Origin of the sequence: Couchioplanes caeruleus, from assembly GCF_023499255.1 — a bacterium.
Lineage (GTDB): Bacteria > Actinomycetota > Actinomycetes > Mycobacteriales > Micromonosporaceae > Actinoplanes > Actinoplanes caeruleus_A.
Genome location: NZ_CP092183.1, coordinates 2,369,050 through 2,389,790 on the forward strand (window position 1 = coordinate 2,369,050; position 20,741 = coordinate 2,389,790).

A 20,741-nucleotide genomic window follows, 5' to 3' on the forward strand; every position below is an offset into this window, starting at 1 on the left:
CGGTCAGGAGCGGGAGCTGGACTTGTCCTGCTTCCACGACAGCGGGCCGGGCAGGTCGACGCGGTGCGCCTTCGCCTTGGAGTTCCAGGACCAGCGGCCGATCTTGATGGTCCAGGACGACAGGCCCCGCTGCGTGAAGTTCAGGATGAGCGGGCCGAACTTCTTGCGGCTGCGGTATTGGATACCCATCGGGGAGTCCTTCCGTGGAATCGTCAGGTGTCCCGGAGATTCCCGATGGCCGATCTTCCGAAACTCGCCCCGGCGGCGGCGTGCCGCTCGGCTCAGCGGGGCTGCCAGGCGTCCGGGCGGGTCGTGAGCTTGCGGACGTGCGCCGGCATCCGGCCGCTGATCAGCTCCGCGAGGCTCACCTCGTCGACCACCTCACGCACCGCGGCGCGTACGGCGACCCACAGGTTCGGCAGGTTCTCCGCCGCGCCCGTGTACTGGGTCTCCTCCGGCCGCAGGCCGCGCACCCCGGCGAGCGGGCCGTCGACCGCCCGCAGGATCTGACCGATCGTCACGTCGCGTGGCGATTGTGACAGCGTGTAGCCGCCCTCGGCGCCGCGTTGCGCCCGCACCACCCCGGCACGGCGCAGATCGGCCAGGACCGCCTCGAGAAACTTCCTCGGCATGTTCTGGTCCTGGGCGATGGCCTGGGCGGACATCAGGGCCGGGTACGTCTGGGCAAGGCTCAGCGCCGCCCGTACCGCGTAATCGCCGCGCGCGGAGATCTGCACCCGCCCATCATGCCCCTTCCGTGCGCGTGCCCCTCCTCCACCCCAGGAATTACGGGAATTCGGGCATCACCCAGCGTCAGCGCGTGACGAACGGTTCACTCGTTCGTGACCGCCACCGTGGCGTCTCAGTCAGCTGCGCTGCGCTGCGCCGGCACCCGGCGGCCCAGCTCGGCCCCGGCGTCGGCCTCGCCCGGCGTGGCCGCCCGCACCCCGAGCTCGGCCCGGAACGCCCCCGGGCTCGACCCCACCTCCCGGTGGAAGAAGCGCCCGAAGTTCGTCGGCTCCCCGAAGCCCAGCCGCCGCCCGATCTCCGCCACCGACAGGTCGGTGCACGCCAGCAGCCGGCGGGCCTCCAGCGCCACGCGGTCGTCGACGACCTGTTTCGCCGTACGCCCGGTGATCGCCAGGCTGGCCCGGGTGAGCGTGCGGACCGAGCAGCCGATCCGGGCTGCGTAGTCCTCGACGCGGCGGCTGCGGGGGTGGCCGGCCTCCAGGTCGCGGCGGAAGCGGGCGAAGGTGCGGGCCTCGGAGGTCGACGCCCCGGCCGCGTCCCCGTCGCCGGTGAGCAGGGCGATGCGCAGCAGGACGACGGCGAGCTGGTGCCGCAGCAGTCCCGCGGCGACCGGGCCCGACGTGTGCCGCGCGCAGTCGACACCGAGCTGCGCGACCTCCGTGATCACCGCGTCCTCGTCCTCGCCCGCCAACTGCCAGCGGGCCGGGCCGGGCAGGTCGTCGACGGGTACGCCGGTGATCTCCGCCGCCGACAGCACGTCGCGGTTCCACGTGATCAGGGTGGCGTCCAGCCCGGGTTCGGCGCCGAAGCGGAGCGCCTGCCCCGGGCGTACCCAGAGGAGGGTGCCCGGACGGCACGCGTGGGCGGCAAAATCGATCTCCACCGTGCCGTGACCGGCAGTGGTCAGCGCGAGCAGGTGGTAGGGCAGCCGCCGCGGCGCCGGATCGCCGGCGGCGAGATCGGTCTCGGACAGCGTGAACGTGCCCACCCCGGCCCAGAGCGGGGCGGGCGCGGACCGCGCGCGGGTTCGTCCGGAGGCGACCATCGAGGCGACCGTATCCGCCCGTGACCAGCGATGCACGTGGGAGCCGTGTGGTCGGCGGATATCCGGCAGACAGTCGGGAAATCGAGCATGGAAACGGACAAAAAAGACGTCTATTGCGTACGCAAAAAGCGACCCGCGCGGACCGGCAGTGTCCGCACGGGTCGCCCCGGAATTGCGCGTTGTCGCTATCGACCGGCCAGCAGCCGGTTGACCGCCGCGTCCACGTCCAGATGATCGGACTCCCGGCCCCGCGGAACCACCACATAGGTGCGCCGCAGGAACCGGACCAGAACGCTGCGTGGTACTTCGAACAGCGCGTTGCCGTCGGGTGACGACAACGCCAGGGCGACGAAGTCCCCCCGTGGCGTGGCCCACGGCCACACCCGGACGTCTCCGATCCCTGCGGGCTCATCGAGCCCGGTCACGAGGAGTTCCCGCGCGAAGGACCAGCTCACGGCTTCCCCACCGGCTGATTCTGCGTGGAACAACACGTGCACCGCGTACGGGTCGGCTGGGTCGTACCGCAGGCTGGCACGCACGGGCAGGGCCGTGGCGTCAGGCGCTACGAGCCGCAGCGAGGTTTCGACCTCGACGGTCGTTGGACGAATGGTACTCATGGACGAACTCCCCCCGGCACCGCTGCGAGGCTGGTGAACCCCGCGTTTCCCATACTCAGGTGATCCCTGTCATTACGCTCCGCCATACGCTGATCTCACCCAGTAGTGGGAAGACGGTTCCGATAAGCTCTCCGGACGAGCCGTAAAACGGTATCTTGTCCTGTTCTGCCCAAGTACTCGGTTCCGCCCGGCGTCGGGTGGTCCAGCAGTTGACTCACTCCGGTAACGTCCATTCCTCCCGGGTAGTGACGGGGGAGCGGAACACTAGGGGATGAAATGACCGGGAGCCCGCGATCTTTGCCGTGAAAGTGAACGAGATGTCCCAATCCGACCCCGTGACCGATTCGCCGGCCGCCGGTCACGCACCCCGGGGCGTCCTCGACCGGATCCGCGCCAACCCCACCGGCCGCCTCGCGCTGCGCATCGGCGTCGGATTCCTCGGCACCATCGTGGTCGCGATCGGCATCGTGCTCATCCCGTTCCCCGGCCCCGGCTGGGCGATCGTCATCCTCGGCCTTGCCATCTGGGCGGTCGAGTTCGTCTGGGCCCGCCACCTCCTCCAGTTCACCAAGCGCCACGTCCAAGCCTGGACCCGCTGGGTGCTCCGGCAGTCCCTCCCGGTGCGCGCGGTGATCGGCCTGGTCGGCTTCGTCTTCATCTGCGGCGTCGTCTGGCTCTCGGTCAAGCTCACGATGGGCATCAACCTGGCTACGGAGATCCGCGACTTCCTCGCCGGCGGCTGACGGCCCGGCCCGCGCCGCACCCGGGCCGGCGGCGACGCGCCGACCCCCGGGTTCGCGTGGGGGAGGGCCGGTCCGGTACAGTCTGCTGCGTCCCGGGCGATTAGCTCAGCGGGAGAGCGCTCCGTTCACACCGGAGAGGTCACTGGTTCGATCCCAGTATCGCCCACCACAGTTGGCAGTGCGCGAACCATCTGGTTCGCGTCACGGTCGGTAAGGGTCAGCCCATCGTGGGCTGGCCCTTCGTCGTTTCCGGCGCGCGGGAGCTTAAAGATGGGTCGGACGGTGTCGTCCGCGATGATTGTGATCTCGTGGATCAGGGTTTCAAAGAGTGCCTTGCGGGCGTTGTGCGTCTCGTTCGCGAGGATGTGTCGGATCTGAGTCCGTACCGCTGCCAGGTCAGCTGGCGTGAGCGCCTCGGGTGGCTGTTCGAGGTCGAGTTCGAGTTCGGATTTGCGGGCGCGCAGTGCCTTGGCTTGGATCTTGAGGGTGTCCAAGCGAGCGCGGATCTCGGGTGCGTCGTCGTCGAGGGTGCCTTTCTCGAAGGCGGTGAGGTAGCGGTCGACAGCACCGGCGTTGTCGCGGATCTCTTTCTTGACGGTGGCGAGCTGTTCACGTTTCGCGGCCGTTGAGCTGGCATGGGTTTGCTGGAAGCGGATGATCGCGTCGGTGATCAGTTGGTGGCCGGTTGTGTAGAAGTCGAGCAGGGCTTCGCTGATGGCGGCTTCTAGGTCGTCGGCGTTGAAGCGGTGGATGTCGCAGCCGGCCTTGTTGCCGTAGCGGGCGCGGCTCCAGCAGGTGTAGTAACGGTAGGTCTTGGAGCGTCCGGTTGCGGCGGTGCCGATGTAGCCGCGTCCGCATTGCGGGCAGCGGATGAGCCCAGTGAGGATGTAGGAGGACGGGTTGGCGGCGCGCTGCCCGATCTGGGCGGAGCGTCGACCGAGGATGTCCTGGGCGCAGTCGAACTGGGCCGCGCTGATGAGCGGTTCGTGGGCGTCGGGTACGACGATGTCGCGGAAGGTCTTCTCGCCACGGTAGGTGCGGTTGGTCAGGATCATCTCAACGGTGTGCTGCGACCACGGTTTGCCGAGCCGGGTACGCAGTCCTTCGCCGTTGAGGCGTTCTGCGATGGTCTTGGTGCCGAGTCGGTCCGTGGTGTAGAGGTCGAAGATCCTGCGGACGGTCGCGGTCTCGGCTGGGTTGGGAACGAGTTTGTCGAGGTTGCGGTCGATGTTGTAGCCGAGAGGGCGGGCCCCGCCGGTCCACAGTCCCTTGGCGGCCTTGCGTTCCATCCCGGCGATGACGCGGTCGATGATGGTCTCGCGCTCGAACTCCGCGAACACGCCAAGCATCTGGACCAGCATCCGACCGACCGGGGTGGCGGTGTCGAACGGCTCGGTCGCGGAGCGGAAGGCCACGGCGGCGTCGGCGAGTTCGTCGAGCAGGCCGGTCAGGTCGCGCAGGCTGCGGGAGAACCGGTCCACCCGGTAGACCAGCAGGGTGTCGAACAGGCCGGCCCGTGCAGCACGAAGCGCTTTCTGGAGTTCCGGGCGGTCGGTGCTGGCCCCGGAGGCGTCATCGGAGTAAACGGCCACGATCTCCCAGTCCCCCGGCTGGGACGCGACGAAGGCGCGGAGCTTGGTTTCCTGCGCTTCCAGGCTGAAGGGCTGGTGGTCCTCGTCGGTGGAGCGGCGAAGGTAGATCGCGATCCGGCGGCTGGTGTCATCGATGATCTGTCGGACACGGGAGGATGTACGGGTTCGTTTAGCCATGATCATCACCTCAAGATCATTTGTTGGTGGGGGTGTCGACCGTCGGTCCATCCATGGCCGGGGTCAAGCCACGTACAGGGGCTGGAAACGGCGAACCCGGCGCCGGGATGCTCTGCCTGTCAGAGGTTCCGGCGCCGGGCGTGGCGTTGTGCCGCTAGTGATTGGTGTCGGGCTGGTGTTCCTGCCACCAAGCGGCGATCATCGTGGCGAGCGCGGTGACCGCCTGTTCGTAGTCGTCGGGTGTCATCGGCACCTCGGCCGGGGCCAGCACATGCACATGCCTCGTTCGGTTACGAGACTGGCGTGTGTCGGAGACGTTGTACGGTGCCCGGTCATCCATAGGCAGCTCGGCGGTACGGCGTCCTATCGACGTTGAGGTACCGGTTCGGCACGGTCGAGTCGGTCATCGTCAAGCTCCTCTCGATGGGCACGAGAAAGCCCGCCGAGCGGATGCTCGGCGGGCGTGTTGTTGGGTCAGGTCTACGGGTGTCTATGCGCGAGCGTCGCCTCGCCAATGTGGCGTCATGGCGTACGCCTCACGTGCGGGTGCCAGAGGGCGCGTTCGCCTCAGATCCTCGTGAGCCACCGCGTGAATGCGTTGTCTGGGGCGGCTTCGCGGGCGGTGTGAGCGGTCGCGGCGAGGTGCCACCAGATGAGCGTGATGACGTAGGCCGCGGCGAGATAACCGATCGTCCTGACAGCCACGACCAGGGCGTACCCGGGAACCACAATGACGCTGATCGCGATGCGGAGGGCGAGGTGTCGGGTGGCGGTGGCAGCGGTGGCAGCTCCGAGCAGGGCGGCACCGATCGCGGCGGTGAGGCCGACGACGCCGGTGAGGTTCGTGGGGAAAGTGAGCGTGTAGGCGGAGCGGACGAGATAGACACCGGCCACCGCAGCGGCGATGGGCCAGACAGGCGGCCGCATGCGAGGCAGCCAGTCACCGAGTCGCGCGGCGGGAACGTGCGGGGAGACAACGGCGATAATCGCCGCGCAGGCAGCGATCGGGGCAGCTGCGGTCAGCGCCCAGCGCAGGTACGCCGGGTCGGTCTGGCCGACGCCCACGCCTGCACCGAGGCCCCAGAGCCCGGCGAGGGCAAGGCCGGCTGCTGCCGCACCCAGGTAGGAACGGCGCAGCAGGTAGCCGGTGGAGGCGGGATCGTTCATACCTTGCGGCGAAAGCCACGTGGTCGGGCCGAGTTGCGCCGCCGCCGTGGCGGCAGTGGCAGCGACGGCGGCTGCGAGAGCGAGGTTGGCCAGCGGCAGGCGTACGTAGGCGATGCTGCCGGCGATGATCGAGATGTCGGCGCTGGTGACCGTCTGCACCAGCAGGACAACCGAGGCGGCGGCGAGCACGGCGACCGTGGTCAGGCTGCCGATGGAGAGCCTGGTGCGCGGTAACCTCGTCGTGGCGGCCGTCGCGGCCGCTGCGGTGCGGACGGTTCCGGTCAGATGCGCGGCGCCTGCGGCTATCTGGTCCGGTTGGTTGAGGACCGTCGGCGGCGGAAGGCCTGTGTTAGCCAGTGCGGCCTGTGCCGCCGGAGCGGTGGCATCGTGAACCACCAGGACTGTAGCCGCAACGTCAGCGCGGTCGATATCGGCCTCGGCGAGCGCCTGGTTCAGAGCCGGACCGAGCTGGTCGAGATGCGGTCCCGCTGCCTTGTCCAGGTCGGAGCGTTCGAGAACGAGCGGGTCTGACTCACCGGGCAACAGCACCGGGGCCCGGGTAGCGCCGATCAGCGCGGTGCGGGCGCGAGCGATCTCCGCCGTGGTCTGCCCATCCAACCCGGCGGGAACGTCGGCGTTGTCCCCCGTCCGTTGCCGGATCACGGACGCCACGGCGACGTCGATAGCGGGAGCGTCCGGATCACGAGCAGTCACGGCGGCGAGCTGCGTGTACTGGTCGCTGGCGTCCAGGACCTCAAGATGGGGATAGCTGTCGCCGATGGTGCAGACGAGCACGAACCCGCCCGCCAAGCCATCAGTGCCGGGCGCTGCTGCGGCTGCGGCTGCGGCTGCGGCTGCGGCTGCGGCTGCGGCTGCGGCTGCGGCTGCGGCTGCGGCTGCGGCTGCGGCTGCGGCTGCGGTGACGATGGCGGGTTCGGGCAGTCCGGCGGTAGTGGCCGCGTGAGTGAGCCGTTGTCTCGACTTCGGTCCCCACGGTTGAGGTGTTGTGAGCGTCAGCGTGGCCACCGGGTACCGACCTGCAGGGAGGCGATGTTGGCGACATGAGCCAGCATCGCCGAGACTGCTGCAGCAGGGCGGACGTCAGCCTCTGCGGCATTGCGCAGCGCCGCCATCGGATCGGCAAGGTACGCGTGTGAGGCCGTGACTGCTGCGACGGTGCCACCTGCGGCGGTTGAGGCGGAGCCGGACTGCTGATCGATCCAGACGCCGCTCGGGAGGCGGGTCTGTCCGTCGAACGTCACCGGCCATGTTCGCCCGTCCACCGTGGCGACAGCGGCGGTCCAGCGTGCGCCGAGGTGGACGCTCAGATGAAGATCCCCCGTGGCCATGACGGGTAGTGTCCCGCGCCCGCAGGCGCAGACCCGGTCCCTCAGGGCGATAAGTAGCCAGATCTTCGCACTGTGAAAGATCGACGATTATCTGTAGCGCTCGGCCAGCGCGGGTCGGTACTGAGGATGATTCGGGTCGGACTCGGGGGATCGAAACCGGTGGAAGACGAGCAGCTATCTGAAGCGGCACGCCGCCGAGCGGCGCAGTACGCCCGGCAGCCCTCCTTGTGGATCCCGCCGAGTCCGGTTGCGGCGTCGCGTCAGCCCTCGATATGGCGGCCGAAGCAGATTCTTCGGACTGTCGTCGCGGTGGCGCTCCTGGTCGTCGGTCCGCCATGGTTGCTGTGGATCGCGTTCGGCAACCCGGTCGACGTGTGGTCCTCGTGGTGGAATACCGGCCCGTTCGCCGCTACCACTGCAGCGTCTTCTGCCGCCGGGTTGCGGGTCCTGCTGATCTGGGCCGGTTGGCTGGTCTGGGCGGCACTCGCGATCCTGCTCGTGGGCAGCGTGGCCGGTGTGCTCCGCGGCCGTCGGCTTGCCCGGTGGCGGCTGCCTATGCCGCTGCACCGCCTGATCGTCGGACTCACCGGTACCGCCACCGTCGCCGTCGTCACCGGTCCCGCAGCCGCAGCCGTCGCCGCCCCCGTGGCTCATAGTGTTCCGGCCTCTGTGCCCGAGCGGGCTGCCTTCAGTAACGTGGTGGGTTCCGTATCCGGGCCGTCTGCCACCGTGCAAGGCAATGCCGGCAACGCGGAGACGCCGCTGGTCCATGAGGGCCGCATCATGCTCGCGGTCGGCCGCGACCGCTACGAGCATCACGTCCGTCGGGGCGACACCCTCTCAAAGATCGCCAAGACGTGGCTTCGTGATGCCGATCGCTGGCCCGACATCTGCAAGCTCAATAAACACCGCCACGTCGCCCGTGGCCAGACCCTGACTGACTGCGACCTCATCTATCCCGGCTGGACCGTGCGCCTGCCCGCTGACGCAGTTCCACCGGCTGATGCCACGCCCAGTCACCCGCATCGGCCACCGGGCCGGTCAGCACCACCCGTGCCAGCACGGCCCGAATCCACCAACCCGCCGGTCGCAAAGCAGGCCCCGACAACGGGAAGTCCAGACGCCGAGGGACCGGGGTCAACCCGCTCAGCACCGCCTTCCGCCAGCAACGCCGATGACGACAGCTCGCACCCGCCCACCGGAGGAGACCTCGTACTGCCCGGCGGCAGCATCATCCCCTGGACGCTTGCCGTTGCGATCACCGCGACCGCCGCTCTCGTCTGGCTGCAACGCCGCCGTCGCTACGTACCCGGCAGCTCCGAGCAACTGCACGACCTACCCGCCCCGCTCCTTGCCGCTCAACATCACACCCGCCACGCCAGCGCACCGGCACTGCGCGAGCCTGAGGACTCCGAAACCCTGCCCTCCGGCGGCGTCGGACTGATCGGCTCCAGCGCCGACGCCGCCGCCCGCGGCCTGCTCATCACCGCAATCACCGCGGGCACACCCACCGACCCCGCCCAGCGCGCCGAAGTCATCATCGACCGACCCACACTGACTGAACTGCTCGGCGACCCACCGATCGCCGGCTGGCCACGACTGCACATCACCGACACCCTCGAGCAAGCCCTCACCCTGCTCGACACCCACCTGCTGCGGCGAGCGCGGATCCTCGACGAGCACAACCTCACCGACCTCGACACCCTGCGCGAAACCACGCCAGCCGAGGAAGCACTGCCGCCACTGCTCCTGATCACCCACTCGGAGCAGGCCACCGACAGCACCCGAGCCCGCATCACCTTCGGCCTCACCCAAGAACTGAACATCACCACCGTCGTCCTCGGCCACTGGCCTCACGGCCCCACGCTGTCCGTCTCGGACGACGGCGATGCCCGGCTGGAAACGAGCGCTGACCACGCCATGCAGCTGGCCGTCCTGGACATCGCTACAACGCGCGATCTCCTCGACGCCGCAAGGGAAGCACATACCGGCCAACCACCCGCCCCCAGCACGCGGACACCGACGCCGCCCTCCACCGGCTCGGATCCGAGAACCGGTACAACCGTGCCTGTGGCCGGCGGCCGAGCCGACAAGGCCGCCGTCGACAACACACCACCCCTCACACCGGTCACGACCAAGCGGGCGCGGCTCCGCGTGCTCGGCGAACCGGGTATCGAAGACATCACCGCGGACGGCCGGCCCCTACGCGCGAAAGCCCTCGAACTCGCCGTGTATCTCGCCGTGCACCCCGACGGCGCCAGCACCCGCGAGATCGGCGAATACCTCGAACCCGACGCCCGCATCAGCCAAGCCGACCAACGCGTCCACACCAACGCCTCGAACCTGCGCCACGTCCTCGGCCGCGCCGGCACCGCCGACACCCGCAACTCCTACCTCATCAAAACCGCCGGACGGTACCGACTCGACCCCGCAACCGTGGACGTCGACCTCTGGAACCTGCGCGACTTACTACGCCAGGCCACCATCGCCTCACAGCCTCGCCGCCAAGAGCTCCTCACTGCCGCCTGCAACCTGTGCACCGCGCCCCTGGCCGAGGGGCAGGACTACGAATGGATCCAGCCGCACCGCGAAACGGTACGGCGCTGGAGCACCGAAGCTCACCTCTCGCTGGCCGACGACCTCCTCGACAGCGATCCCCAAGCCGCATCCGACCTCCTCGACAAAGCGATCGGCCTGGACCGCTACAACGAAGCCCTCTACACCAAAGCAATGCACGCCCGACACGCACTTGGGGACGCCGACGGCATCCGCACCCTGCTACGCGCCCTCACCAAGGCACTCGCCGACCTCAACGCTGAACCGCGTGAGGACACCATCGAACTCGCCCGCCATCTGCGCAATAGCCTGACTCGCGCCTGAACGCCTGAGCCCCAGAACGGAGCCGGGTACGCCGACGGTGCACAACGTCAAGCGCGGGGAGCCCTCGACCCGCTCCGGGCTAGCCAGCCAGCCCGACGACCCTGCCTTCGCCGTTCACTTTGAGTGACCTGCCGACGCCAACTGACGGCCGGATCGCGGCAGATCAGTGCGCCGGCGCTGCGCATCGCCCATCCTTCAATCATGAATTCTGCGCACCTTGGTCCTCCGACACGTGAGGAGATTGATCATTGGCTTTCCGCCGTGCTCGCGGGCACTCGAACTCGCGACGAGGCGGATCGGTGGGCAGCGCAGTGGCACGGAGGCCCAGCCGACAACGCGGTGGACGACGAGGTCGTCTGGTGGGGTCTCGAGCTACTTCACGGCATCGACATGCCCATTGGGCCGAGCGGCATCTTCCTGCACGACGACGCACAGGTGAATCATTGGCTCAGCGAGTTCCATAGCCGCTGCGTGGACACCCCACGCGACGACGCCTGACTCCTCAACGCACCGCCCCGGTACAGGATGCAACCCGACCCCCAGAACTGCGTGCGCGAATCGCCGTAGAAGAGGGCGTCTACGTAAGGCATGCTCGCCAGTCGCCGTCAACTGCGCCGATTGCCGCAGCAAGTCCTGAGATGCTGGCCTTGTGGGCTACCGCGACGATCTGGATTCCGATGTGCAACGCCTCCTGAACGAGCTATGTATTCGGCTGGGGTTTTGCCTTCCTCCTCAGAGCAGCCGCAGTCTTGTCGAGTCGCCTCCAGCGGGCGTAGATGCTTTCACCGACGCGGTTCTCGAGGCCGAGGGCATGGGCGACATGAGCTACACGGATATCCGCCGCCAGGTGCGAGAAGTGGTCGACGACCACATGAGCCGCTGGGCACATGTTGATGGTGGGGATACTGATGGCTGAGCGGCGTACGGCCGACAAGCGCCGCGCCAACGGGAACTTGACACTGCCGCTGGGTATCGCTCGGTTCCTCACCAGCGATAGCACGAAGCGATAGCAGCCCGGCTGGCTTAGCTGAGCCCTGGCAACCACCGCCGGTGTGGTCCCCAAGGCCTAAGATCAACGCCTGATGGTGATACTGCTGCTACCACTGTTCGTGCCGGTCCTTCTGATCGCCGGCTGGCTTACAGCCCTGCGGTGCCACGGCGTGCCGAGGTCAGTGCTCTTCGGCTGCTGCGCGGCGCTCCCCGTGTTGTGTGTGGTAGTCGGCACCATCCTGGGCAACGCCGAGGACCGCCAGCAGCCTCCGGGGTGCCGCGACGGCACCGCGGCTGGACTGGAGTGTGGTTTCGGTGTCGGCCATTTCGCCGGTTACCTCGCTGCCGTCACTGGAACTGCCACCCTCGCATTGCTGGCTGTCGTCTCTTTCATCGTTTGGAAGGTGCGCAGCTCCTCATATCGCGGCCTTCCCGCACTGTCTTCCGACTTGCAGGGAACGGTCCGAGGGCCGTCGCCTCGGCATGATCAGGTGCACTGATCTCGGCATGAGCGTGCGTCGGACCGCTGCCGGCGTCCGCCAAGCTGGGCGAAGGCTCACTTCCGGCCGCCGTGCGCGGTCGGCGGCAGAACAGAGCGCACAAGCCCCACCTCATGGGTTGCAACAATTTATTGGGGGTTCTCCCGCCAAGACCCGACGTCGGCGCCGTTCGTACTCCTCCATGGTGAGCACACCGAGCCCGGGAAAGCGTCCCTCATCATTGCATCCATACCCTTCCGCCCGACTAGCGATGGAGTCCTCGAGTCCCACCCAGGCGATGAGCACGTGGTGAAGATGGGTCGCAGTTATCAAGCCCGGATGGCCGCGCCACTGGCGATCGCACCGGGCAGGCGCACCGCCACGGAGGACCTCGATTGCATCGAAGTTCGTATCGTCGAGGAACTCCACCGGCAGTCCGACCACAAGTCGCCCGACGTCTAGGAAGTCTGGGTGCATGTGTCCGACAGTAAGCCGCACGACCGAACGATGAAGCTCATACGACAAAGCCGTCCCACCACGCTGGCTCAAACGCGCCCGCCCAGGACGATCCGTGTGGTATTACGCCCGCTCGGCGGCATTTCAGCAAGCCGGCTACCTCCGGATTTAATGCGAACAAGATACGCCGTGAGCCCCGAGGTATGCAGTGGCGGACCCGAGGGCCGCTTCATGAGCGGCGGCGTAGCGGGGGTCCTCCGGAATGGGAATTCTTTGCGCTCTCGCGGCGAAGCCATCGTTGACCAACAAACGCAGAAGCGCCGCCTGCAGCAATCGCTGAGTCATCAATATCCGCCACAGTACGGGCGTCAAGTCCGGACTTGCCCGGCCAAGTAGATCAATCGCGGCGTCCGTGGACCTCGCATTTTGCTCCGGCAGGTCAACGGATCTCTTTCAAATTCAGAGAAGCTCTTGACGGCGCCGTTCGTCAGGTGGTCCGCGCTTAATCCTTCGAGCAGGCCATCCAGTTGACGTACGGTCAGGTGCTGGCGGGGCTCGTGCTTATTTTTGCGGTAGTCAGGAACTCTCAGCGAGCACGCCGCCAGTTCGTAACCATTTTGAAAGACGAAGAGCAGTTCTCGGGCGACGACGTACTGCTCACGCAGCCTTGGGTCGAGGCTGAGGTCGGTTGTCGTGAGTTCGCGGCGCAGGGCGACAACGAGCACCAACGGCGCTCCAAGCCGGTAGGCGGTGGTAACCAATGAGCTGGACCCTGCATGCAGCTTGATGACGCCTAGCAGGATTTTGTCTATCCTCCGGTTACTCACCTCACAGGCCTCGCCCAACTGAAACATGAGCGGGCGAGCGACGGTGTACAGGCGCTTCAAGGCTTCGTACTCATACTCGCGCTTCGCCTTGAGGGCAGCCGATTCCTCCGACTGCAGGCTTTCGAGCCTGACCAAACGACTCCGCTCTTCGGCCTGCTGTTGTGAAAGCTTCTGGTCCGCCAGTTTCTTACTCTCGGCAAGCGCGCGCAGAGACTTGTTGTTCAAGACTGCCACCAGTATTGCGGCAGAGAATGCCAGTCCGCCGGTCACCAAGGCGGGGATCCAGTTCATCAAGCCATCATCGGCAAGGAACTACTGTTGGGACACCCGATGACCTAGATTCGACAGCTGGATGCTCCGGCGTACTCATCTCGGCTACTTATCTACTGGTGGCACGACCGCTGCCCGGCCAGGCATGGTCGAGGTGACCGGCAGAGTCGCTCTCATTTCGGCTGTCCACCCGCATCGTGGGTGTGGCTCAGATTTGGCATGCGCTCTGCCGGTCACCGCGGCGCGGAGTGGCTCCAGAGGGGTATGCCCAGCTCAAAGTAGCGCTGCCCTCCCGCCGGCATCAGGTCGGAGCAGGGAGGACGAGACACATGCCCCATGTCGTCATCGGAGTGGACCCGCACAAGCGATCAGCCACGATCGAGGTCATTGACCAGCGCGAACGTGTCCTCGGCAAGGGCCGGTTCGGCACTGATCACGACGGTTACAAGGCGATGCTCGCTGCTGGCCGCAAGCACGGTGAACGGGTCTGGGCCGTCGAGGGTTGCAACGGCATCGGCCGGCATGTCGCCCAGCGCTTGGTCGCTGACGGCGAAACCGTCGTCGATGTGCCTACGAAGCTGTCAGCGCGAGCCCGAGTATTCGCTACTGGCCAGGGTCGCAAGACCGACCCGGTCGACGCTCACAGCGTCGCCGTGGCCGCGCTGCGCACGCCCGGCCTGTGGCGGGTCCAGGCCGACGACACCACGGTGGCGTTGCGGCTGCTGGTCGACCGCCGTGACCAGCTCGGCCGGACCCGCACCGAAGTCGTGTCCCGGCTGCATCACTTGCTGCTCGAGCTCATCCCAGGCGGGGCGAAGAAGTTCTTGTCCGCCCAGCAGGCCCGTGCCCTGCTCAACACCGTCCGGCCGCGCGATCTCGTCGGCAAGACCCGCCGCTGGCTCGCGTCCGAGTTGATCCACGAACTCGTCACGATCGACAAGAAGATCAAGGTCGCCAACGCCGAGCTCACCGACCTGGTCGCCTCCACCGGCAGCACCCTGCAGGAACCCACCGGCATCGGCCCATCCGGCGCCGCGCGCCTAATCGGCGACATCGGCGACATCGCCCGGTTCGCCAGCCGAGACCACTTCGCCTCCTGGAACGGCACCGCACCCATCGACGCGTCCTCCGGCGACCAGAACCGCCACCGGCTCTCCCGAGCAGGAAACCGGCGCATCAACCGGACGCTGCACATCATGGCCGTGGTCCAGTTGCGCCGTGACACTGAAGGCCGCCGCTACTACCGGCGCAAACTCGCCGACGGCAAGACCCCCATGGAAGCAATGCGGGCGTTGAAACGCCGTCTGTCCGACGTCGTCTACAAACGGATGGTCGCCGACGCCAAGCGGATCGCGACAGGCCCGGGAGGACACGTGGGGGCGACTCTGCAATCCAGCGCGGCCGACCTCAACCCCATGATCGACACTTCGGAGAAGTCACTTCCCGGACCCGCCGAAACCCACCTTAAAGCAAGCCTCGCGGTCGCCTCTTGACATAGAGGGGTGCCAGATCCGGACGCCGCCTGGCCGGGCGACGTGACTGGCCGTAGTCGATCATTGCTGAGCTGGCTTGGCCGCGAACCGGCCGAAGTACTCTGGTTCTCGAACGCTGTTGTGTGCTCGTTGGCGTACGCGTTTTGCACCTGGTCCCTTACACCGGCACCTGCTCTGGGGGGGGTGTAGGTCGGGCTCATTCGTCGGGGAGGATGCGGGTCCGCCGCGGCTGTGCCTTCGCTGCGATCGACGGGCCGGGCAGGTCGCCCGCAGCGGTCTTTGCGAATGCATCATCAGATGCAACTTTCAATGGTTCTAGTTCATCGATATGTGCACGTGGTTCGTGTGCCATCCGGACGGGTCGTCGCCGCCGAACGGATTGTTGTAGGGGCCCCATCTGCGGTCGTCGGCGGTCCAGATCATGCGGAACCAGATGACGTATCGGATGCCAAGCGCGTCGGCGTTGGCGACGGCCCACACCGCCATTGCGTCTCCTCTGGCCTTCTGCGCCCCGGACGCCTCGCTGCCGGAGGTCATCATGAAGTCGCAGGCGCGGCCCTTTGGATGTTCGCCGTGGTCGTCGACGCGCCAGCAGCGGGGTTGCGGGAAGCCGGCGGCAGCGGCTTGACGAATGAGGTGCAGAGTGCGCGGGGTGAGGCAGCCGGTTCCAGTTGTCGGGTCCGGGATGATGGAGCAGGTCTCCTCGGGCCAGGAGCCGTCGGGGTTGCGCGGCGCCGGTTCGGCGCTGCCGAGGGGCATCGCGGAGCAATCGAGGGCGATCTCACCGGTCCCGTTTTGATCAACTAGGGCGACGGCGTTGGTGGTCCACTTCGCGTACGCGTCCGGGTAGGCGCTGAGCTGGACCGCCTGGGCTGCCTCGGTGAGTGGCATGGTCTGCCATCCAGCGATGGTCTTGAGCTTGTCGTAGAACTTGCCCGCCTGGTAGGCGGGATCGGCCAGTTGCTCGGGGGTGCCCCATCCCTGGCTCGGGCGCTGTTGGAAGACGCCGATGGAGTCGTGGTCGTTGTCAGCCCCGAGGTAGGGCAGGTTCCGTAGTCCGGACTCTTGCATGGCGACGGCGAGGGCGATGGTCTGGCCCCAGCTGCCGACGCCTTTGGTGACGCCGACCTGGATGATGGTCAGGGCGATGTTGAGTTGATCGGTGTCCCACGTCGTGGTGGCCGTCGGTTGCACGGAAACGTTGGTGCTTGGTGCGGCGGCGACGCTGCACGCTCCGGAGCTGCTGCCCATGACGGCGGACAGCAGCAGCATGGGCAGCCCGAAGCAGGCGAGAATGACGAGGGTGACGATGCCGAGGACTGCCTTGGTCATAGTCGAGTGCCCTTTCGATGACACAAAAAGGGCCGTGCTGCGCGGGTGCGCGGCCGGCCGGACGAGGCGTTGAGGGATTGGTCAGAGGCAGTGGGTGAACGCGCGTAGCCGCGTGTCGACTGCGGCGAGCAACGTGCTTACGAGGGGATCGACGTCGGCCAGCGGGTGGCCCTCGGTGCCGGGGGTCGCGCAGCGCCAGTCCCAGTGGCCCGGCTGGAAGGCGGGTACGAAGCAGAGGGCGGCGGCGCGGTCAAGGAACAGCGCGCCGTTGATCTGCGGGGCGAGCAGCGTCATGGGCTGGCTGGTGCAACTGATCAGACACCGACAATCCGGCGCGTTGTAGACCGAGCGCGGTAGACAGGGCAGTTGCAGTCGTAGACGGGGCGAGGCGTCCGGTACATAGCTGTCTCGCAAAGGGTCGTGAAGCACCAATAGGGCCGTGGGCCGCCCACGCGGGCGGCCCACCTTGGATGTGCGGGTTTCAGAGGTTGAAGACCTCGGGGTTCGCGAGCACGTGAACGAGCTCCCGTAACCGGGTCTCGATCACCACGCTGGCGTGGTAGAAGTCGTGCCGGGTGTCGATTTCTCCGGCGTTCTTCCAGTCCCAGGTGCCGCCGGGGAGGGCCGGCACCTGCCAGAGGTCGCCGCTCTGGTCGAGGAACAGTGCGCAGCCCCAGCGGTCGGCCAGCAGCGTGATGGGCTGGGTGGCGCAGGTGATGGTGCAGGCGCAGCCGGACTCGTCGTAGGTGAGGCGGGTCCGTTGGGCGTGCAGGGGGCAGCGGCAGTTGCAGGGCCGCTGCCAGGGCATCAGGTAGGTCATCGTGACTCCGTAGAAACGTCGATGTGGTGGTAGAGGAATCAGGACGAGGGGCCGATGAGGCTGCTGCCTGGGCCGAGCAGCTTGTCGTGCTGGACGGCTCGGGTTTCCTCGGCGGTGAGCACGTAGGCCGGCAGGTGCGGTATGCCTTTGCGCCAGGCGTGGTAGAGCCGGTGCACGCCGTCGATCAGCAGCCCGGCGGGCGGACCGTCCCCGACGCGGACGAGGCCGAGGATCACCGGGTCGGTCAGGTCGGTGTTCATCGCGTAGAGCCGGTCGATGGCGTTCGGGGTGGGGCCGATGAGGCTGACCGCTAGGTGTACTGACCCGTGAGGTTAGGGACGCGGTTGGCGGGTGGTAAGCCGCCGAGTGCGGTGTGTCCGCGGTCGTGATTGTAAAAGTGGATCCAGCCGGGCAGGGCTTGGCGGCGTTCGGTCTCGCTGGTGTAGACGCGGGCGTAGGCCCATTCCTCGAGCATGGTGCGGTTGTAGCGTTCGACTTTGCCGTTGGTCTGAGGCCGGTAGGGCCGGGTGCGTTTGTGGGTGATCCCGGCCTGGGTGAGGGTGTCGCGCCACAGGTGTGAGCGGTAGCAGGCGCCGTTGTCGGTCAGCACGCGTTTGACGGTGATGCCGGCTGCGGTGAAGAACGCGTGGGCGCGTAGCCAGAAGCCGGTTGCTGTTTCGCGGGTCTCGTCGGCAAGGATTTCGGTGTAGGCGAGCCGGGAGTGGTCGTCGACGGCGTTGTGCAGGTACTGGTAGCCCAGGTTCGGGCGGTTGGTCAGCTTGCGGGGCCGTTGCGGGTCTCGGTGCGCCGAGCGGCGGCGTTGTCCAGCGGCGCGGCCGAGCATCTTGTGGCCGCCGCCGTCGGGGATGTTGCCCAGCTTCTTGATGTCGACGTGGACCAGCTCGCCCGGTGCGTGATGTTCGTAGCGGCGCACCACCCGGCCGGTGGCCCGGTCGAGGTGACTCAGGCGAGCCAGCCGGTAGCGGGTCAGGACCCGGTGAACGGTGGCCGGGTTCAGGTCGAGAAGGTAGGCGATCCGGGCCGGGCCCCAGCGGCGCAGAACCCGGATCTTGATGATCCGGCGTTCGGTGCGCGTCGGCGTCCGGGCCGGGCTGTGGTGCGGGCGTGACGAGCGGTCGGTCATGCCCGCGAGGCCGTCGGCGCGGTAGCGGTCGGCCCAGCGTTTCGCCGTTGTCGCGCTGACTTGGAAGCGTTCCGCGGCCCGGCGCAGCGGCCAGCCATCATCGACCACGCAGCGGGCCAGGCGCAGCCGACCGGTCTCGGACAACGGTGCATTACGGTGTGGCATGAGGGCCTTCCACGGTTCGGGGTAGGACGTCGCAATCCACACCGAACCCGAAGGCCCTCACCTATTACAAGATCTCCACGTCACTAACGTCCGTGGTCAGTACAGCTAGGCGCTGCGGGTCGTCGAGGTGATGGAGGCTGTACGCGGTGGCCCATGCCTGGACGTCGAGTTGCTGGGTCTCGTGGGGTGTGGCCGCGATTAGCTTCAGCGCGGCATCGATGTCGAAGACCCACGGCCCGAAGTGGAACCGCTGCGGCTGCCGGGCGGCCATCACTTGCCTCCCCGGGCGGTGAGGGAGGCGTAGATGCGGATGCACCGCAGGATCAGCTCGTGCGGCGGCAACCTCAGCAGGCGTTGCCGTTTGTCCTCGTGCAGTTGGTCCCAGATGGCGACGGTGACGCTGGCGGACCAGACGTCGACCAGGACGCCGTCGATCTTGGGGTACTGCCGCTCGGCGACGATGCGCCGCAGGGTGTCGATCAGCGTGGCGTCGCCGATCGGGTGGTTGGCGTCGTCGGGGCGGGCCGCCTCCTCGTACTGGGTGAGGCAGTCCTCGCAGGTGTGGGCGCGGGGCGGGCTGTCGGTCTCCCACCGGCGAACCTCGTCGGCGGGGATCCCGCAGACCGATTGGCGTGGGTCGCGGGGGTGCAGCAGGTGAGGGGTTATCGCGGTCATCGGCTCGTGTCCTTTCGGGGTACGAGCCGGGGCATGTTGACCCCGCCCGGGGTCACCATGCCCCGGGGCGGGTGGAGGGGTGGCGGTGCTCAGACCTTGAGCAGGTCGAAGGCGACGATCTTGAGATCGCCGGTGGTGCCGGTCAGCACCCGGTTGGCGCGCACGAGGTCGTCCTTGGCGGGCTGGTAGTGGTCCAGGTACTCGGCGATGGCCTGGTATCCGGCCCACCGGCTGCCCTTGATGGCCTTCTGCGTGTCGGCTTCGGTGATCAGGTACTTCAATGTGCCGAGCCGCTGCTTGGCGTTGCGCTGGGTGGTCTCCGACGCGTTGTCCTTGACCGGCCATACCTGGCCGACGACCTTTTCGAACTCCCGCGTGGTCAGCGCCTCGTTCAGCATCCGCTCGGCGGCCTGCTCGAAGGTGTCCATGTACTTCCACATCAGGCCCAGCGCCTCGCGGGCCTGGCTGATCTGGGAGCCGACGTTAGAGGTGTGCCGGAAGGTGTAGTGCCCGACGGCGTGGGCGAACGCGGCCCGCTGCGTGTTGGCGCACACCACCCGGATCGGGCTGGCGTCCACCCGCAGCGCGGCGGTCCCGTCGTGGCTGGTGGTGCCGATCAGATAGAGGTCCATCCGGTCGACTCCGGCGATGGTCATCGCGTCCGGCAGCTTCATCGTGACGAACACGCTCTTGCCACGGCGTAGGCTGCCGGCCGTTTCGAAGTGGGCGCCGCCGACCTGGTCCACGAGCTGGTCGAGCATCTCGGCGCACTGCTCGTTCTGGACCACCGTGTAGTCGGTGCCGACGATTCCCAGATACTCCGTGACTCCGGTGAGCGGGTTGCGGCGCACGGTCATCCGCTTGTCGTCGGCGGGGATCTGCACCTCGACGCCGTCGACGATGTCGATGCCGACCGTGCGGATGGTCCGCACGCCCCAGTCGCCGAGCTTGGCGGCGGCCATGATCTCTTCGGCCTTCATGGTCTTCTGGGTGACGGTGCCCAGGCGGTGCCAGGCCGACAGGCGGGCGCTGGCGAACGCGGTCGTGCCGTCGGCGAATTGCTCGAGTTCGTGTGGCACAGGGTTCTCCTTTTCTCGGGAACGGATGCGGGGCCGAGCAGTTGCTCGGCCCCGCGTGGGAATGAGTGGATGGTCAGGACTCAGCGGTGCGCTCTTCGTCGGCCGGCATGTCGGCGGCCGGGAAGGCGAACGCGGTCGGCGCGTCGGTGACCTGGACCAGGCGGCCGGTGGAGGCCAGCAGCAGACAGCAGTGGAGAACAGCGTCGGTGCCGAGGTGACGGCTGGTCGCGGCCGTGACGCCACGGGCGATCTCGTACGGTTTCATCGGCTGGTCGGGGTTGGCGGCGCAGTAGGCGCTGACCAAATCGGCCAACGCCGCGTCGACCTGGCCGTCGCCGTTCGCCAAGGTCACGCCACCGTCGCGGCGATGCACCAGGTCCGCCAGCTCCAGCAGCGGCAGCCGCCGCAGCACGATGCGCAGAGGTAGTCCGGTGCGCGCGGCCAGTTGCTCCGGCGTGACCAAGCCACGACCGGGCATTGCGCTCATGATTTGCGCCGACTCGGTGTCGAGCTCGTCGTACGGCTGCCTCGGGCTCTCGCCCCTCGGCGTGTGGTGTTGCCCCGCGTCGCCGACTACTTCGGGTCGGCCGGCCGGGGTGCCAGACCCGGCCTCGGAGAAGTCGGTCATGGATGTTGTCCCTCTCGTAAACGGGTGCGGGGCAGGGCGCATGTGCGCTCGGCCCTGCGAGGA

General features: G+C 67.5%; 24 protein-coding genes, 1 tRNA gene and 1 pseudogene. 9 read left to right on the forward strand and 17 right to left on the reverse strand.

Translation table 11 applies throughout. The annotated features are described in order from the left end of the window. Nucleotides 1-3: 3 nt before the first annotated feature. From COUCH_RS11130 to COUCH_RS11145, 4 genes are all read right to left on the reverse strand, one after another. On the reverse strand, nucleotides 4-189 hold the full coding sequence (locus COUCH_RS11130; protein ID WP_067503503.1) for a DUF4236 domain-containing protein: 186 nt from the start codon (nucleotides 187-189) through the stop codon (nucleotides 4-6). A 92-nt stretch (nucleotides 190-281) separates the two neighbouring features. Then, entirely contained in the window at nucleotides 282-737 is a 456-nt protein-coding gene (locus COUCH_RS11135) for an RrF2 family transcriptional regulator (RefSeq protein ID WP_199511408.1), read from the reverse strand. A 125-nt stretch (nucleotides 738-862) separates the two neighbouring features. Further along, nucleotides 863-1,795: a helix-turn-helix transcriptional regulator gene (locus tag COUCH_RS11140; protein ID WP_249611996.1), complete on the reverse strand. Its 933-nt coding sequence runs from the start codon at nucleotides 1,793-1,795 to the stop codon at nucleotides 863-865. Nucleotides 1,796-1,980: 185 nt separating this feature from the next. Further along, complete coding sequence (locus tag COUCH_RS11145; protein WP_014446635.1) at nucleotides 1,981-2,412, reverse strand: SsgA family sporulation/cell division regulator; 432 nt, start codon at nucleotides 2,410-2,412, stop codon at nucleotides 1,981-1,983. 317 nt (nucleotides 2,413-2,729) lie between these two features. On the opposite strand from COUCH_RS11145, the gene COUCH_RS11150 reads away from it, so the two are divergent. From COUCH_RS11150 to COUCH_RS11160, 3 genes are all read left to right on the forward strand, one after another. Next, the gene (locus COUCH_RS11150; protein ID WP_249611997.1) at nucleotides 2,730-3,155 is read left to right on the forward strand and encodes a TIGR02611 family protein; all 426 of its coding nucleotides are present in this window, start codon (nucleotides 2,730-2,732) and stop codon (nucleotides 3,153-3,155) included. Between the two features lie 94 nt (nucleotides 3,156-3,249). Continuing rightward, a tRNA-Val gene (locus COUCH_RS11155) sits at nucleotides 3,250-3,324 on the forward strand. A 58-nt stretch (nucleotides 3,325-3,382) separates the two neighbouring features. Then, the gene (locus COUCH_RS11160; RefSeq protein ID WP_249611998.1) at nucleotides 3,383-3,784 is read left to right on the forward strand and encodes a hypothetical protein; all 402 of its coding nucleotides are present in this window, start codon (nucleotides 3,383-3,385) and stop codon (nucleotides 3,782-3,784) included. A 132-nt stretch (nucleotides 3,785-3,916) separates the two neighbouring features. On the opposite strand, the pseudogene COUCH_RS39140 reads toward COUCH_RS11160, so the two are convergent. The 3 genes and pseudogenes from COUCH_RS39140 to COUCH_RS11175 all read right to left on the reverse strand — a co-directional run. Beyond that, a pseudogene (locus COUCH_RS39140) lies at nucleotides 3,917-4,975 on the reverse strand (recombinase family protein); the annotation flags it as partial. A gap of 516 nt (nucleotides 4,976-5,491) precedes the next feature. Then, entirely contained in the window at nucleotides 5,492-6,886 is a 1,395-nt protein-coding gene (locus COUCH_RS11170; protein ID WP_249612000.1) for a hypothetical protein, read from the reverse strand. Between the two features lie 218 nt (nucleotides 6,887-7,104). After that, on the reverse strand, nucleotides 7,105-7,440 hold the full coding sequence (locus tag COUCH_RS11175; protein ID WP_249612001.1) for a hypothetical protein: 336 nt from the start codon (nucleotides 7,438-7,440) through the stop codon (nucleotides 7,105-7,107). Nucleotides 7,441-7,749: 309 nt separating this feature from the next. Here COUCH_RS11175 and COUCH_RS11180 point away from each other — a divergent pair, with 309 nt between their 5' ends. From COUCH_RS11180 to COUCH_RS38860, 5 genes are all read left to right on the forward strand, one after another. Continuing rightward, a complete protein-coding gene (locus tag COUCH_RS11180; protein ID WP_249612002.1) occupies nucleotides 7,750-10,320 on the forward strand; it encodes a LysM peptidoglycan-binding domain-containing protein in 2,571 nt (856 codons plus the stop codon). A gap of 201 nt (nucleotides 10,321-10,521) precedes the next feature. After that, a complete protein-coding gene (locus COUCH_RS11185) occupies nucleotides 10,522-10,818 on the forward strand; it encodes a hypothetical protein (protein WP_249612003.1) in 297 nt (98 codons plus the stop codon). 151 nt (nucleotides 10,819-10,969) lie between these two features. Next, nucleotides 10,970-11,236, forward strand: a complete 267-nt coding sequence (locus tag COUCH_RS11190; RefSeq protein ID WP_249612004.1) for a hypothetical protein — start codon at nucleotides 10,970-10,972, stop codon at nucleotides 11,234-11,236. 166 nt (nucleotides 11,237-11,402) lie between these two features. Next, on the forward strand, nucleotides 11,403-11,810 hold the full coding sequence (locus COUCH_RS11195; protein ID WP_249612005.1) for a hypothetical protein: 408 nt from the start codon (nucleotides 11,403-11,405) through the stop codon (nucleotides 11,808-11,810). 318 nt (nucleotides 11,811-12,128) lie between these two features. Further along, a complete protein-coding gene (locus COUCH_RS38860; protein ID WP_275980094.1) occupies nucleotides 12,129-12,251 on the forward strand; it encodes a hypothetical protein in 123 nt (40 codons plus the stop codon). 362 nt (nucleotides 12,252-12,613) lie between these two features. On the opposite strand, the gene COUCH_RS11200 is transcribed toward COUCH_RS38860, so the two are convergent. Continuing rightward, nucleotides 12,614-13,363, reverse strand: coding sequence for a hypothetical protein (locus COUCH_RS11200; protein WP_249612006.1), 750 nt, complete (start codon nucleotides 13,361-13,363; stop codon nucleotides 12,614-12,616). Nucleotides 13,364-13,671: 308 nt separating this feature from the next. On the opposite strand from COUCH_RS11200, the gene COUCH_RS11205 reads away from it, so the two are divergent. After that, nucleotides 13,672-14,835 carry an IS110 family transposase gene (locus COUCH_RS11205; protein ID WP_249612007.1) on the forward strand — a complete coding sequence of 388 codons (1,164 nt, stop codon included), beginning with the start codon at nucleotides 13,672-13,674 and terminating at the stop codon, nucleotides 14,833-14,835. Nucleotides 14,836-15,150: 315 nt separating this feature from the next. Here COUCH_RS11205 and COUCH_RS11210 read toward each other — a convergent pair whose 3' ends face one another. From COUCH_RS11210 to COUCH_RS11250, 9 genes are all read right to left on the reverse strand, one after another. Next, nucleotides 15,151-16,167 carry a hypothetical protein gene (locus tag COUCH_RS11210; protein WP_249612008.1) on the reverse strand — a complete coding sequence of 339 codons (1,017 nt, stop codon included), beginning with the start codon at nucleotides 16,165-16,167 and terminating at the stop codon, nucleotides 15,151-15,153. Between the two features lie 81 nt (nucleotides 16,168-16,248). Further along, entirely contained in the window at nucleotides 16,249-16,461 is a 213-nt protein-coding gene (locus tag COUCH_RS11215) for a hypothetical protein (RefSeq protein WP_249612009.1), read from the reverse strand. A 187-nt stretch (nucleotides 16,462-16,648) separates the two neighbouring features. Continuing rightward, complete coding sequence (locus COUCH_RS11220) at nucleotides 16,649-16,987, reverse strand: hypothetical protein (protein WP_249612010.1); 339 nt, start codon at nucleotides 16,985-16,987, stop codon at nucleotides 16,649-16,651. 38 nt (nucleotides 16,988-17,025) lie between these two features. Beyond that, nucleotides 17,026-17,247, reverse strand: a complete 222-nt coding sequence (locus COUCH_RS11225; RefSeq protein WP_249612011.1) for a hypothetical protein — start codon at nucleotides 17,245-17,247, stop codon at nucleotides 17,026-17,028. A 50-nt stretch (nucleotides 17,248-17,297) separates the two neighbouring features. Then, entirely contained in the window at nucleotides 17,298-18,296 is a 999-nt protein-coding gene (locus COUCH_RS11230) for an IS481 family transposase (protein WP_249612012.1), read from the reverse strand. Between the two features lie 64 nt (nucleotides 18,297-18,360). Beyond that, nucleotides 18,361-18,567, reverse strand: coding sequence for a hypothetical protein (locus COUCH_RS11235; protein WP_249612013.1), 207 nt, complete (start codon nucleotides 18,565-18,567; stop codon nucleotides 18,361-18,363). Next, complete coding sequence (locus COUCH_RS11240) at nucleotides 18,567-18,971, reverse strand: hypothetical protein (protein WP_249612014.1); 405 nt, start codon at nucleotides 18,969-18,971, stop codon at nucleotides 18,567-18,569. The genes COUCH_RS11235 and COUCH_RS11240 overlap by 1 nt, the downstream gene beginning before the upstream one ends. Before the next feature lie 89 nt (nucleotides 18,972-19,060). Then, entirely contained in the window at nucleotides 19,061-20,050 is a 990-nt protein-coding gene (locus COUCH_RS11245) for a DUF932 domain-containing protein (protein WP_249612015.1), read from the reverse strand. Nucleotides 20,051-20,123: 73 nt separating this feature from the next. Then, a complete protein-coding gene (locus tag COUCH_RS11250) occupies nucleotides 20,124-20,678 on the reverse strand; it encodes a hypothetical protein (protein ID WP_249612016.1) in 555 nt (184 codons plus the stop codon). Between the last annotated feature and the right edge of the window lie 63 nt (nucleotides 20,679-20,741).

Bases quoted from the DNA above. Each gene is read 5' to 3' on its own strand.
- COUCH_RS11225 (WP_249612011.1), bottom strand. From the start codon at position 17,247: ATGAACACCGACCTGACCGACCCGGTGATCCTCGGCCTCGTCCGCGTC.
- COUCH_RS11175 (WP_249612001.1), bottom strand. From the start codon at position 7,440: ATGGCCACGGGGGATCTTCATCTGAGCGTCCACCTCGGCGCACGCTGG.
- COUCH_RS11185 (WP_249612003.1), top strand. From the start codon at position 10,522: ATGAATTCTGCGCACCTTGGTCCTCCGACACGTGAGGAGATTGATCAT.
- COUCH_RS11130 (WP_067503503.1), bottom strand. From the start codon at position 189: ATGGGTATCCAATACCGCAGCCGCAAGAAGTTCGGCCCGCTCATCCTG.
- COUCH_RS11150 (WP_249611997.1), top strand. From the start codon at position 2,730: ATGTCCCAATCCGACCCCGTGACCGATTCGCCGGCCGCCGGTCACGCA.
- COUCH_RS11210 (WP_249612008.1), bottom strand. From the start codon at position 16,167: ATGACCAAGGCAGTCCTCGGCATCGTCACCCTCGTCATTCTCGCCTGC.
- COUCH_RS11240 (WP_249612014.1), bottom strand. From the start codon at position 18,971: ATGACCGCGATAACCCCTCACCTGCTGCACCCCCGCGACCCACGCCAA.
- COUCH_RS11235 (WP_249612013.1), bottom strand. From the start codon at position 18,567: ATGGCCGCCCGGCAGCCGCAGCGGTTCCACTTCGGGCCGTGGGTCTTC.
- COUCH_RS11230 (WP_249612012.1), bottom strand. From the start codon at position 18,296: ATGCCACACCGTAATGCACCGTTGTCCGAGACCGGTCGGCTGCGCCTG.
- COUCH_RS11250 (WP_249612016.1), bottom strand. From the start codon at position 20,678: ATGACCGACTTCTCCGAGGCCGGGTCTGGCACCCCGGCCGGCCGACCC.
- COUCH_RS11220 (WP_249612010.1), bottom strand. From the start codon at position 16,987: ATGACCTACCTGATGCCCTGGCAGCGGCCCTGCAACTGCCGCTGCCCC.
- COUCH_RS11215 (WP_249612009.1), bottom strand. From the start codon at position 16,461: ATGACGCTGCTCGCCCCGCAGATCAACGGCGCGCTGTTCCTTGACCGC.
- COUCH_RS11195 (WP_249612005.1), top strand. From the start codon at position 11,403: ATGGTGATACTGCTGCTACCACTGTTCGTGCCGGTCCTTCTGATCGCC.
- COUCH_RS11140 (WP_249611996.1), bottom strand. From the start codon at position 1,795: ATGGTCGCCTCCGGACGAACCCGCGCGCGGTCCGCGCCCGCCCCGCTC.
- COUCH_RS38860 (WP_275980094.1), top strand. From the start codon at position 12,129: ATGGCCGCGCCACTGGCGATCGCACCGGGCAGGCGCACCGCCACGGAG.
- COUCH_RS11205 (WP_249612007.1), top strand. From the start codon at position 13,672: ATGCCCCATGTCGTCATCGGAGTGGACCCGCACAAGCGATCAGCCACG.
- COUCH_RS11200 (WP_249612006.1), bottom strand. From the start codon at position 13,363: ATGAACTGGATCCCCGCCTTGGTGACCGGCGGACTGGCATTCTCTGCC.
- COUCH_RS11145 (WP_014446635.1), bottom strand. From the start codon at position 2,412: ATGAGTACCATTCGTCCAACGACCGTCGAGGTCGAAACCTCGCTGCGG.